We start from the raw sequence: 13589 nt of genomic DNA on the forward strand, positions 1-13589 counted from the left end.
CATGCCTGCTATTAGCTTCCCTGCGGAACCCGGCATTCGATTCTGGTCGACTCGCTATGGCTTGATGACTGCCATCGAGGATGCCTCGCCCATGGCACGATCCCTGGCCTTGTACGGGGAATGGATCGAGCAGGAAATCGATTTTCTCAGTGACTTGGTCGATGCAGGGCAGACGATTCTGGAACTGGGTGGGCAGCATGCGGCGCATACCCTGTGGCTGGCGCGGGTGGTCGGAGCAAAGGGCGCGGTCCACGTGACCGAAGCCCGCCGCCTGGCTTTCCAGCACATGTGCGCCAACGTCGCCATCAATCAGCTGACCAATGTCTACCCGCATGCCCGCTGGCTCGGACCCAGCGCTGGCCCCATGTCCTTGCCGATCTCGCTGCAAGCACAGGGAGAGCAGGGCGAAATCATCCACGCCGTGCCGTTGGATGAACTGCGCTTACCCGCCCTGCATCTGGTCAAGGTGAACCAGCAAGGTGCCTTGATGGATCTCCTGGCCGGTGGAATCGACACTCTGCGCATCCATAGGCCGATGATCTACTTCCGTTTGCCGGGTGCCGAGCAAGCGGAGTCTGAAGTGAGGGCCTTGAAGCAGCTGGGGTACCGCTGCTGGTCGCATGTGCCCTATCTGTACAACGCCAGCAATCACAAGAACGAGACTCGCAACCTCTTTCCCGGCTGCGTGTCGGCCAATGTCTTGGCAAGCCCGATAGAGCGCGGCTATGCATGGCCTGGCCGCGAAATCCTGATGGAAAGCGAATGACGGTCGCCTTCGGCCACCATGCCGACAGCGTGTAGGCTGGGATGCCAATCCCAGCCTTCCACACGGCATCCCATGCTGGGATTGCTATCCCAGCCTACGCGCTTAGGCCGCACCCAAATCTACATGCCGACAGTAGTCAAGCAGCTCCTGGTTGGTCTCCAAACCCAGCTTGGCCTGAACACTGCGCTTGTGGCGGCTGACGGTTTTGTGGCTACGGTGCAGGCGTGCGGCAATTTGCTGGGCCGAGAGGCTCTCGCAGGCAAACAGACGAAGCACTTCTGTTTCGGCCACGGTCAGAGGCGGGGGCACGTGCAGTGGCGCTGTGTGCGTCGACAGCGTAGCTCGAAGCCCCTTGTCGATGTACGTACGCCCCTTGCTTGCTGCGTGCAAGGCCAGAGCGAGCTCGCTCACATCGCTTGCTTTGTTGATGAGACCTCGCGCGCCTCGTTGTAGTACGGAACGCAACAAGCCGGCATTGCGCAAAACAGTGATGACAATCACCGGAATACCGGGATACAGACGGGTAAGCCGCTGAATGAGCGACAGGCCATCGCGGCTGTGATCATCGGGCATGCACAAATCAGTCACAACGATGTCGCACTGAACGGTGGACAGCGCATGCAACAATTTTGAGGGAGAGTTCGCCTCGGCGACGACCTCGGCGATCCCCGAGGATTTCAGCATGTGGTGGAGTCCAAGCCTGACAATAGGGTGGTCATCAGCCAGAATGACCTTCAGTTTCATAGCTACACTCCTCATAACCGGTAGGCTGGGATGCCCATCCCAGCATTGCCATGCATGCGGCACAAGTGGTGCTGGGGTTGTCATCCGAGCCTACGCGACCATCTCGTAGCGTGACACGCTAAGAGGCGTGGCTACCAAGTCTCTGCGCAAGCCCCGAATAGCGCCGTGTCCGTTGCGCCAGCGCATGCTCGATCGCGGCTTGCGTGCCAACCAAGGTCAGCCAGCGCCGTGCACGGGTAATCCCGGTGTACAGCAGTTCCCGGGTGAGCACGGCCGGCGCATCTTCCGGCAGTACCAGCGCCGTGTGCTCGAACTCTGAACCTTGCGACTTGTGCACCGTCATCGCATAGACAGTTTCCACGTCGCCAAGTCGAGACGGCAATACGCAACGTACGGGAGCATGGTCATTTTGCGGCGTTTCGGATGAAGTGCCGCGCGCAATCGGAAAGGCGACATGCAGGCGCAGTTCGCCATCGACGCCGCGCATCCGCAAAGTCATGCCGACGTCGCCATTCATCAGGCCAAGGCTGTAGTCATTGCGCGTCATCATCACCGGGCGCCCTTCGTACCAGCCGCGATCGGCCTCGATCAGTCCTGCGCCCAGCAGCGTGGAGGCCACGTCACGGTTGAGCTGTTCGACGCCGCAAGGTCCATGGCGAACCGCGCACAGCACCTGGTAGCGGTTGAAGGCTTCCAGCACCTCGTGCGCCCAAAGCCGATAGCTCGCGTCATCGGCATCCAGGGCAGGGCGATGCTGACGCAATCGGTCGAGGTAGTAGCGGAAACCCTGCGGTCCGCTCTCGGCAAGCTGGCCGGCCTGTCTGTGCATGACCAGCGCTTCGATCGAGGCAGCGCTGACACTGGAAGCCACCCACGCGATGTCGCCGGAAGCCGAGCCGAGCAGGGCATTCACCGCCGTTGCATCACCTGCATTCACGGCAGAGGCAAGCTGTCCGATACCGCTGGCGGCGTCGAAACGATGACTGCTGCGTAGCATGGCGATGTGCTGATCGAGCGCTTGCGCGCCTTCCTGGACGTATGCGGCGACGTCGTCACTGCTTGCCTCCTGCAACCAGTTGGCGGTGGCCTCGCTATAGCAACCTTGCTCCGCGCGCCGGCCCAACTCGCCCAGCACCGCGCCGGCTTCCACCGAGGCAAGCTGATCCTTGTCGCCGATCAGGATCAGCCGCGCATGCGGCGGCAGTGCATCCAGCACGGCGGCCATCATTTCCAGGTCGATCATCGAGGCTTCGTCGACCACCAGCACATCCACGTGCAAGGGGTGCCGGCTGTCGTGGGCGTAGCGGCGGCTGTCTGGGCGTGCACCCAGCAGACGATGCAAAGTTTCCACTTGGAGTGGAATAGCCACGCGCACGCTTTCCTCTACGTCGAGCAAGGCGATCTGGCGCGCGATCGAGGCGTTCAGGCGCGCGGCCGCCTTGCCGGTTGGCGCGGCCAGGCGAATGCGCAGCGGTGCCGCCTGCTGGCGCAGATGCAGGGTCTGCAGCAGGCCGAGCAAGCGCACGACGGTGGTGGTTTTGCCCGTACCTGGCCCGCCGGTGATGACGCTGAAAGCACCGCGCGCAGCCAGCGCGCAGGCCACGCGCGGCCAATTGACATGGTCGTCCGCACGGGCGGGAAACAAACGCCGCAATTCTTCGTGCAGCGCTTGCGCAGGAAGCATGCTTTCACCGAGCCGGGCGGCAATGCCTTCGGCCACGCGGCACTCGTAATTCCAGTAGCGGCGCAGATACAGGCGGCGGCCATCCAGCACCAGGGGGGCTGCGGCCGGCATGCCGTGCGAGTCGGCCACTACCGGGGAAACCGGCAAGGCTGCGGCGCAAAGCAGTTCCAGCCACGTCGCCGGCCATTCCTGTTCTGCCGCCAGGGCGTCGAGTGCCTGCAGATCCAGGCACGGATGGCCATCGCCCAGTTGCCGGCTCGCCAGTGCCGCCAGCAGCAGCAATGAAGCTTCGGCATGCGGATCGCACTCCGCGACAAAGCGGGCAAACGCAAGATCCAGCGAACGCAATACGCGCCGCGTTACGGCTTCCGCAAGCATCGCCAACATGGCGTCACGCGACATACGCATGCGCCTCCTGCGCGAACAGCCGGTCCATGGCTTCGATCAAGGCGAATGGCAATCGCTCGGCGTGAACGCCATGCCCGGTCTGATCCAGGCCGCGCAGATAGAGATAAAGCACGCCGCCGACGTGGCGTTCGTAGTCGTATCCCGGCAGCCGGGCCCGCAACAGGCGATGCAAAGCCAGCGTGTAGATGGCGTATTGCAGATCGTAGCGGGCTTGCAGAGTAGCTTCGCGCATGGCGGCTGGCGTATAGGCCGCGGACGAATCACCCAGCCAGTTGGATTTGTAGTCGATCACGTAGTAGCGGCCCTGCTGCTCGACGATCAGGTCGACAAAGCCCTTGAGCATGCCGTTGATGCGATTGGACGGCAGCAAGGGACGCCGCACGCCGCCCAGAGTGTGGCGGGTAACGAGCTGATCCAGCAGTTGCGTGTCGACTCGATGCGCCTCGAACCAGAATTCCAGTTCGGCCTGGTAGCGTCTTGCATCCGTTACCTGCGCAAGTGTCAACGTGCCGCCATCAGGCAACATCAATGGCAGCTGTAGCAAGGCAGGCAACCATTGGCTGAGGGGGGCGATCCAGGCCTGCCATCCACGGCGCTGGCATCTGCGAGCGATTTGCTGTTCGAGTTCGGTGACATCCTTGGCGACCGCAGCGAAGCCGGTTTCGGCGATCCATTCCAGCAAGTCATGCAGGAAGGTGCCAGCCTCCGCGCCGCGTGGGAAGGCATGCATGCCGTAGTCGATGCCGGCGGTTGTCCATTCGGCGGATTCGCGCGCAGCTTCCGCAAGCACATCCTGCATGGCGGTGTCCGGCGCAGTCTGGCGCGCCAGCGCGGCCTCGCCGTGCGTGAGTGCGCTGTAGCTCGATATCCACCACGGTTCAGGCGGTGGCAGCGCATACGCGCGCGCCTGGGGTTCGGCACCCGCGCGGCGCGTAGGACGGTAGATGCGCCCACCCGGGAATGCCTCGGCCAGGTGCACCTGGATATCGCGTGAGCCGTCGCGCAACGCTTCGACGCGTGCCAGCAACTCGGCCGGCTCGATGGCTTGTTCGCCCCCCGAAAGTACGTAGCCGAAGGCAGAACGGTGCAACAAGGGTCTATTGCGATCGGCAACACAGGCCACACCCAGCCAGCACGCATGCTCGGCCCGCGTGAGCGCCACGTAGAACAGGCGCAGGTCTTCCTGCAGGCGTTCATGCTCGATGCGCTGTTGCGCCTGCGCATCGGGGGCCAAGTCGATCCAGGTTCTTCCTGCATCGTCATGCCAGGGTTGCACGCTGCCGCGCGGCGCTTCCTGGTAACGGCTGACGAAAGGCAGCATCACCACGGGATACTGCAAACCCTTCGATTTGTGGATGGTGATGAGCTTGACCAGGTCGGCTTCGCTCTCCAGGCGCACCACTTGTTCTTCGGAGGTTTCCGCATCGCCTTCGCTGGCGCGCGTTATCTGCGAGGCCAGGTAGCGGATCAGCGCGTATTCGCCATCCAGGTTCGCCGCTGCATGCTGCAGCAGTTCCGCCAGGTGTTGCAGGTTGGTCAGTACGCGTTCTCCATCGGGCCTGGCCAGCAGGCGTGCGGGCAGGTCGAACGCATGCAGCAGGTTGTGCAGCATGGCCAACACGCCGTGCCGTTGCCACAAGGACTGCAGTTCACGAAACCTTTCGCCGCACCATTCCCAGTAGGCTTCGTCGTGGTTGAGGCGATCCAGCTCCTCCAGGCTGCGCTGCAAAGTGGCGCTGGCGAGCGCCGCGCGCATGGCGCGATCGGAGGACGGCATGGCGCAGGCCTGCAGCCACAACAGCACGTCCGGCGCCTCTTCGGCGGCGTAGACCGAATCGTTTTCCGAAAGATAGACGCTGTGCACGCCACGCTGGCGCAACGCTGTGCGAATACAGGCTGCTTCTCGCTTGCTACGCACCAACACGGCAATGTCGCGGGGACGCAACGCGGCTTGCGTGCCAGCTTCATCGATGAAATGGCAGCGTCCGGCTTGCGCGGCTTCCAGCAAATCGACAACGTATGCTGCCGCGTGAGCCGCAGCCGTTTCCATGTAGGTGCCTACACTCAACGGTTTGTCGCCGGCGAAGACTTCCAGATGGATCGGGGCGACGGGCTGGCCAGCGTGGAAGAGGCTTCGTTTTGCACCGGCGGCATCAATGGACGAGAACGGCAGGCTGCGGGCGCCGTGACCGAATGCAAACGCACCCTGCGGCCATTGGTCCGCATAGTGAAAGATCCGGTTTACCGCCGCCACCAAGGGAGAAACGGAGCGGTAATTGGTCGTGAGCGTCCAGGTCGGCGATTGCGCCTGGTCCCGCGCGGCCAGATAGGTATGGATGTCCGCGCCGCGGAAGCCGTAGATCGCCTGCTTGGGATCGCCGATCAACAGCAGGCCGGTGCCTGGGCGGTCGGCGTAGATACGCTGGAAAATGCGCCATTGCAGCGGATCGGTATCCTGGAATTCGTCGATCAGGGCTACGGGATATTGCCCGGCGATGGTATCCGCCATCTGTGTGCCGTGTGGCCCCTGCAACGCTGCATCGAGCTGACGCAGCATATCGTCGAAGCCGGGCTTGGCCTGGCGTTCGCGAATCTGCTCGGTACGCGTGGCGATCCAGGGCAGTGCGTGCGAAAGCAGCAAAGGGGCAAGCGGCGGTTCGGCTTTGCGGACATCTAGCAGGCTCTGGATCGCTTCGAACACGTGATGCGCGGGCGGCTCGTTGCCTTTGCTCACCGCACTGTCGAGCTTGGTCTGGGTATAGCGTTCAAGCGTTGCCGGGTCGACGTCGGCACCGTTGGCCCACTCACGCAGGGCGGGTAGTTCGCGCTCCAGTGTCTTGGGCAGGAAGATATTGTTCTTCAGCACCTTGGCCTGCACGGCCGTGCGCAGCATCGATTCGATCGTATCGGCATCGGCTTGCCACAGTGCGCGTGCAGCTAGTTCGGCCAGGCGTCTCGGCGCTTGATGCCGGCGCAACGCTTCGGGTAGATCGTCAAGCTTCGGTAACGGCTGGCCCTGAACGCGCACGCGCTGCAGCGGGAGGAGCAACAAGGGGCGCACGGCACGCTGCAATGCTTGCGGATTGCGCCACTGCGTCGCCATGCAGGCTGCCTCGGCTTCCCCCAGCGGTGCGCAGTAGCTGCGCCAGTAGTCGCGTACGGCTTCGGCAAGGCGCTCGTTTTCATCGGCCACATCATCGATCGCTTCACTGCCTTCGAAGGCGTGCTGCGCCAGCATGCGCTGGCTCCAGCCATGAATGGTGTGGATAGCGGCCTCGTCCATCCATTGCGCCGCGAGATCCAATTGGCGAGCCGCTGCCGCGCGTTGGTCAGGATGCGGGTATTCGGCGATCAGCTGCAGCAGAAAATCATCGCCCTCCCGCTGCCCACGAAAGGCGGCTGCCGCGGTGGCAAGACGCTCACGTATGCGTTCGCGCAATTCGGCCGTGGCGGCACGAGTGAAGGTGACCACCAGGATCTGTGCCGGCAATTGCGCCTGCTGGCCGCCATGCCCCAGCACCAGCCGCAGATACAACGCAGCCAGCGTCCAGGTTTTACCGGTGCCCGCGCTGGCCTCGATCAGGCGAACGCCTTGCAAGGGCAGGTGCAAGGGGTCGAGTGGCGTCATCTCGCTCATGCGTCACTCTCCACGCTGGCGGCGTCGAACAGCGGGCGATACAGCGCCAGCCATTGCTCGAAGCCATCGGCATGCAGCGCGGAAAAGCTGCGCCAGGTTCGGGCCAGGCAGGGTTCGCGGTTGATTTCACCAGGCGGCGCGCCAGGCGCATCGCTGCCCTCATAGCAGGGGCGGGCCGCATCGGCCGGAATCTTTTCGTTGCGCTCCGCCAGCAGCCACGCGTAGGCGGTGCGGCGCGCAATCGGCAAGGGCTTGTGCATGCCTACTTGCCAGGCATCCAGCAGCGTGTCGAGCAATTCGCCGGCTGCGCGGTCAGCGAGGGGCTTCAATACCACGGTAGCGTCAGAAGCCAGGAAGCGGCTGGCCATGGGGACGCCGTTCGCATTGGCAAGCAATTGCAGCACCCACGTCTGCAGCAGTTTGTCGTAGCGAACGACTTTGCCTTGGGCTAGCTGGCCGGCCATGGGCAGCAAGCGCACGAGGCTGCCGTCATCGCCCATGCGCAGATCGTCCAGCCAGCCTTCCACGACCAGCTCACCGTGCGTATGGCGCAACTCTTGTGCGGGCACCTGCTCCGTCCAGTGGGCAAGCGATGCGCGCCAACGGCGCAGGACCCGACGCACATCGCCACCGATGGCTTCCACCGCCAGCGCACCGAATCCACCGGCCGGTGCGACGCCTTGCTGCCGCAGGAGTCGCGCAGCATCGAGCAGGGCCGCTTCGGCATCCGCATCGTCCACCGCCAGGACGCTTTGCAGCAGCGCCTGGGTGGCGGAGTGATTTTCCAGGCCCTCCAAGCCAAAGGGTTCCTCATCATCCATGCCGGCGTCGATGTCCTCGAAACGCACTTTCAAGCGCTCGCTGTAGAAGCAGGCGGCCGGCCTGGCGAGAAAACGCTGCAAGCTGCGGATATCCAACACCGGCGCCGTTTGCCAAGCCGGTAGTGGCGCCGCTTCCGCTGGAGTTCTTGCGCGGCGTGCATGCGCCCATTCCGATGCATAAGTGAAATGCGGCGAGGCGGGATCGAAGTAGCGCTCGCTGAACGCCTGCAGCGGATGCAGGGTAGTGACGGCACCCAGCACGCCATCGCGGGATTCGGCGGCCTTGGGCAAACACCAGCCCGCGGCAAGGTAGTCCCGCAACTGGCCCACCAGGACGGACGGCGGCAGCTCGCTGTTGTCGCGCACGCTGTGTCCCACCCAGCTGATATGCAGCACATCGCGCGCCGAGAGCAAAGCTTCCAGGAACAGATAACGATCATCCTCGCGGCGCGAGCGATCCCCCGGGCGATGCTGGCCGGGGCTCGCCACCAGGTCGAAATCGGGGGGAGAAAGGCGACGGGGATAGTCGCCGTCGTTCATGCCGAGCAGGCACACCACGCGGAAGGGAACCGCGCGCATCGGCAGCAGCGTGCCGAAATTCACCGCGCCGCCCATGAAGCGTTGCGACAGCTGATGCTGGTCGATTGCCCGCAGCCAATCCTCGCTCACGATGGAAAGGGGAATGGCCTGCAAGAAATTCGCCTCCCGGCAGGCATCCAGCCAGCTGTCCAGTGCGTCTTCCAGACGGCCGATGCGCAGGGCGTCGTCTTCGTCGCCACGCGTGTCGAAGCAGTCGCGCAGCAAACGACCGAGATGCTCGCTCCATTGCACCGGTGTTGCCGGTGACGAGAACAACTGCCAGTAGCGCTCCAGCGTTTCCAGCAATTGACTCAGTGGACCGATCAATTCGGCGTCCAGGCCGCCGATTTCCGCATAGGGGGCAACGCCGTTGAGCGATGGGCCATCTCCGGTCGCATAGCCGAGCAACATGCGGCGCAGGCCGAAGCGCCAGCTGTTCTGCTCCTCCGGCGGCAGGCCAAAAGTCTGTTTTTGGAGGCCATCCAGGCCCCAGCGAATGCCGGCTTCGGCAATCCAGCGGCGCAGCATGGGCAGGTCGTCTTCGGCGATGCCGAAACGTCGGCGCAGCGAGGGCACGTCGAGCAGGTCCAGCACGTCGCTGGCGGTGAAGCGCGACTCGGTGAGCTTGAGCAGGCGTTCAAGTGCAGTAAGCAACGGCGATGTGCCACGGCCCGGCTGGTCGGCCACGCTGTAGGGCAAGTAGCGCGGATCGTCGATGGCTATCCGCCCGAACACCGCCCGGACGTGCGGGGCGTAGGTGCGGATATCCGGCACCATCACCATCACGTCGCGGGGAGACAGCGGCTGGCCCTCGCGCGCGGCCCGTTCGAACAGGGCGAGCAATTGGTCGTGCAGAATCTCCACCTCGCGCTGCGGGCTATGCGCAACATGAAAATGCAGCGAGCGGGTATCGGGCAGCCGCTTGCGCAAGGCCGGATCGGCGGGCGCCGGCTCCAGTTCCAGCACGGCCTGCTGCACCTGGTGCAGCAATGAGTCGTTACCGAATTCCCGGAACAGATCGATGCTGCGCTTGATCGACGTGAAACGGTCGCGGTAGCGCTCAGGTTGGTCGAAGGCATCGAGCTGGCGAATGAAATCGCGTCCCTGCTTGCCCCAGGCGGCGAGCAGGGGATTGGCCTGCAAATGCAGATCTTCGTAACGCGGTTCCGGCGGCAGGCCCGGCTTGTTCGCGTGGCGCCGGTGTTCGGCGCGCAGCAGCTCGCGATCCTCGATGATGTCGGCCCAATAGTGCCGGCAGGGATTGGTGACCAGCAGCAGCACCTGGCTATCGCGAGCCAATGCCGTAAGCGCCTCCAGTACCTGCGGCGGCAGCGAAGTGATGCCGAACACCACGATGCGGCGCGGGAGCGTTCCCGCCGGTCGGTCCGGCGATTGCATTCGCTCAATGAAACGCTTGTGTACGCCCGCGCGATGGCTGTCGCGCTGCGCGGGAGGAACGTCATCGAGCAGCATCCGCCACAGCCTGGCCTGCCAGCGCTGCGCGGTCGGCAATTCCACGACGCGGTTGCGTGCCTTGTCACGCAGTACGTCGTTGCGGTGTTCCCAGTCTTCCAGCCAGTCGCCGCGGAACACTTGGTATTGATCGAACAGGTCGGCCACCTGCATGGCCAGGCGGTATAGCCGCCGCCAGTCGCCAGCTTCGCCCAGCAGGGCGCGCAAGGGTGCGAAAGCCGGCTCGGCCAAGTGCGGGGGCAGCAGGCGCAGCAGGCGCCAAACCAGGCGCGACTTGTCGAACGGCGAAGTGACCGGCACCGCTGTTTCACCCAGCACGGCGCGATAAGCTGTCCACAGGAATCGACCCGGCAACTGCATGTCGACCGCTGCGCTGATGCCTAAACCGCCGGTTGCAACTGGCCGCGCCAATGCCAGCTTGAGCCACTGGGCAATGCCGTTGCTCTGCACGAGCATCAGCTCGTTCTCCAGCGGCGCCAGGGGGGTGCGTTGCAGCCAGGCCGCCAGCAAATCGCGCAGATCCTCCTGGCGATTGCCGTGGATCACCATCAGGCCGGGTTCGACGAAGGGAAGGTGAGGCTGTTGCTCGGATGCACTCACGGTTGCTTGCGCTTCCTTATTGTTATGGCGCGGATGAAGATGACTTCGCCCTGTCGCGCAGCTTGCGATCACCCTGCACGGCAGGTCGTTGGGACGCTGGAGGATTCTAGCCGCAATCGACCCTGTCCGCTTCGGTGCAGGCGTGTCGGAAAGGACTGATTCGTGCCGTGCTCGGAAGAGAAAGCGCCTACGCGCCCGCTTCGATCCCTGTGATAGGCATCGCAAAAAATCCGTGGCGAGCCGCGCATTGTCGCACACGGCGAAAGCTCGTCGCACAGGGGGCGCACGCCGCTTCACCACAGCTTCACACCTGCAATCGAATGATCGATCCGCTTTGGACGTCCATGCCGGCGTCGTGCAGGAGTCGGTCAAAATATATAAGGGGTGATCGATGGGGAAGGGATTATGGGAGCGGCCGTGGGTTCGTCAGCTTGCTGTGGTCTTGAGCTATGGTCTTGCGTACTTGGCATTCAGAGCCTTGTCGCCTGCCCAGTGGCAGATCACCGCCGGATTGAGGCTTGCATCCCTTTTGCTTGTCCCCTATCGCTATTGGCCGGCATTGATCGTCGGTGAGTCGTGGTATTACGTCTACATCGGTTTTGTTTGTTCGCCGGTTTGGGGTGTGGCATGGGGCATTGGCTGCGCCATACCGCCTATCGTCTTTGTGGCTCCGGTTGTCTATTGGGTATGTAGACGCTGGCCGCCAATGCTTGGAAATGCTGCGCATATCAGGATGGGACATTTGCTCGGCTGTGCCTTGCTGGCATGCGTGCCTTTGACGCTGCGCGACTTGAGCTTGATTACGCTCTTGAAAAATGTTCCGGTTGACTATGACTTGAATTACTACAAGTGGGCATCACGTTACTTCACTGGCGGTTTTTTGGGCACTCTTACCGTTACCCCGCTTGTTTTGCTCTGCTATCAGAAACTGGTTGCCAAACATTGGTCGGAGTTGCAAGGCAGAATCGAAAATAGCCGTCTTTTATTTGAGAGTGTTTGCCTCGGACTTCCTGTTCTTGCCTTGTTGCTGTGGATCGGATATAGCGCGCTGCCGTACGCTCCAGCGCGGCAAATGGCCCAGGTTGCCATGTTCCTCCCGGTGGTGTGGCTGGCTTTTCGGCATGGCTGGCAAGGTGCTGCGGTAGGAGGGGCGGCGGCAAGCTGCGCGGTGATGTTGTTGATGCCCAAGGTATGGGATCCCATTACTCTTCAAGCGGAATCCATCCTGTCGCTTGCGATCTCAACCATGTTGATCATGGGGGCGCGGGTCGGATCGCTCGACAAGCATATGGAGCAGGAGCGTACCGACGTTCGCATGGCGCTGGCTTTGGCGCAGCGAAACGTCTACCTGGGCGAGATGCAGTTGCGCATGACCTCGCAGGCACTGGAACAGATCAAGGAAAGCGTCCAGGCTGGATTTACCGTGATGCTGGGGCGGCTTCGGCAGCTGCAACCAGCTGTTGACGATCGCGGCTATCAGCGTCATGCGTTGGCTGCGCAAGACCAGCTTCATCGTCTCGCCGACAGTCTTTATCCTTTCATGCTGCGGGAAAGAGGCCTTCCCAGCGCTTTGCGGGAAGGTGCGCTGCCACAGATGCTCAATGAGGCAGGATTGAGCTATTCATGCGACTTGCGTGGGCCGGTGAGCAAGCTTTCCAATGCATTGCGCATGACCGTCCATCGCGTTATCTGGGAAACGGTTGCAGACGCTTGCATGAAGAAGAATGTGAGTGACATTCGTATTCGGGTACGAGTAGCAGAAAGGCAGGAGCGGATTGCCGCGTTGGTAGTTGTCCGTTTCCAGGCGCATCCCGCTCGGCTTGCATCCGTCGACTGGAATGAATTGGTTCCGCGGGTAGTGCGTGGAACCAGCGGTCTCGGTTTGCGCGCAGTACGGGATAGAGCCGCTATATTCGAAGGACGCACGCGATACCGGTCTATAGCCTCCGGACATCAGGTAAGTATCCTTTTGGTCGACGCCATCGTGCCCGGTGTCGCGATCAGCCCCACCGGGCATTGGATGGAGTCCTAGCGTTGTCCGTTGAATGAACCGCATGAGTATGGATCTGTGCATGTGCCCGCGGGAGACGCGTTCAGATTCGTCATGCCGTTACCCTGTGGCGTTACCGTAATCACGGTCGAGCTGTCCCTATAGACCGTCGTTGGCGTTGCCGCTCCAACCGAAGAAATCCTGGTCGCACGCTGCTGAGGCGTCGACACATACTGCGAAGATTTGCCGACCGGCAGCGTAATGAATTGCCCGCCTGCCGTGCCGACCGCGCCAATCACATGGCCGTTGAGGTCGTTGACCTGGATATATTGGATCCCGTTCAACACGAACACATAGACGTGCCAGTGCGGGCTGGTGCTGACGTCGACGGCATTGGGCCAGGCCTCGCCCAGACCGGTGGCAGGAGGCTCCGCAGCCACGGTCAGTCCGGATAGGCTCAAGCCCAGGCATACGCCGAGCGCGGCACGAGTCAGTTTATGCATGATGTTTCCCCTTGCACGGTGAACGGTTAATTGAATTATTGAAGTGGTAGGCAATCTGGCTCCCGACCTGCTCAGGAAAGGTGACGCTACGGGCGGTGAGAGCGCCATTCAGCAAGCCACAGGGAGGCGTGATGGGCTTGTGAAAGGTGCAGGGCGGCAGGTCGTAATCGATTACCCCGGTGTTAGGGGATTCCATGGGTAGAGGAGACAGCTGCCGCATCCGCAGCGTCTGCCAAGAAATGTGACAAAAACAAGTCGCCACGCCTTGCCAACCAGGCCGTACACCTGGCGGCTGGCCGCATGCTAAGGTTCCGCCAGTAGGAGCACGGTAAGTAGTTCTGACGCCCGGTCTAGGCAACGCCCCACATTGCTCGGGGCTTTTCG

At 62.6% G+C, this 13589-nt stretch carries 7 protein-coding genes; 2 read left to right on the plus strand and 5 right to left on the minus strand.

What is annotated here, in order from left to right:
* Window positions 1–91: 91 nt before the first annotated feature.
* Window positions 92–766, plus strand: a complete 675-nt coding sequence (locus EKH80_RS05235; RefSeq protein ID WP_126683676.1) for a hypothetical protein — start codon at window positions 92–94, stop codon at window positions 764–766.
* Between the two features lie 102 nt (window positions 767–868).
* Here the strand turns inward: EKH80_RS05235 and EKH80_RS05240 are convergent, their stop codons facing one another.
* The 4 genes from EKH80_RS05240 to recC form a co-directional block, all read right to left on the minus strand.
* Window positions 869–1510, minus strand: a complete 642-nt coding sequence (locus EKH80_RS05240; RefSeq protein ID WP_158628757.1) for a response regulator — start codon at window positions 1508–1510, stop codon at window positions 869–871.
* Between the two features lie 118 nt (window positions 1511–1628).
* A complete protein-coding gene (gene recD, locus EKH80_RS05245) occupies window positions 1629–3602 on the minus strand; it encodes an exodeoxyribonuclease V subunit alpha (protein ID WP_230473437.1) in 1974 nt (657 codons plus the stop codon).
* Window positions 3586–7239 (minus strand): exodeoxyribonuclease V subunit beta, encoded by a 3654-nt coding sequence (gene recB / locus EKH80_RS05250; protein WP_126683679.1) that lies wholly within the window; start codon window positions 7237–7239, stop codon window positions 3586–3588. The genes recD and recB overlap by 17 nt, the downstream gene beginning before the upstream one ends.
* Window positions 7236–10712 (minus strand): exodeoxyribonuclease V subunit gamma, encoded by a 3477-nt coding sequence (recC, locus tag EKH80_RS05255; RefSeq protein ID WP_230473438.1) that lies wholly within the window; start codon window positions 10710–10712, stop codon window positions 7236–7238. The genes recB and recC overlap by 4 nt, the downstream gene beginning before the upstream one ends.
* Window positions 10713–11103: 391 nt before the next feature.
* On the opposite strand from recC, the gene EKH80_RS05260 reads away from it, so the two are divergent.
* Window positions 11104–12744, plus strand: coding sequence for an MASE1 domain-containing protein (locus EKH80_RS05260; RefSeq protein WP_126683680.1), 1641 nt, complete (start codon window positions 11104–11106; stop codon window positions 12742–12744).
* Here EKH80_RS05260 and EKH80_RS05265 read toward each other — a convergent pair.
* Window positions 12741–13205 carry a hypothetical protein gene (locus EKH80_RS05265; protein WP_126683681.1) on the minus strand — a complete coding sequence of 155 codons (465 nt, stop codon included), beginning with the start codon at window positions 13203–13205 and terminating at the stop codon, window positions 12741–12743. The genes EKH80_RS05260 and EKH80_RS05265 overlap by 4 nt on opposite strands.
* Between the last annotated feature and the right edge of the window lie 384 nt (window positions 13206–13589).

It is taken from the genome of Dyella choica (assembly GCF_003977665.1).
Taxonomy (GTDB): Bacteria; Pseudomonadota; Gammaproteobacteria; order Xanthomonadales; family Rhodanobacteraceae; genus Dyella_B; species Dyella_B choica.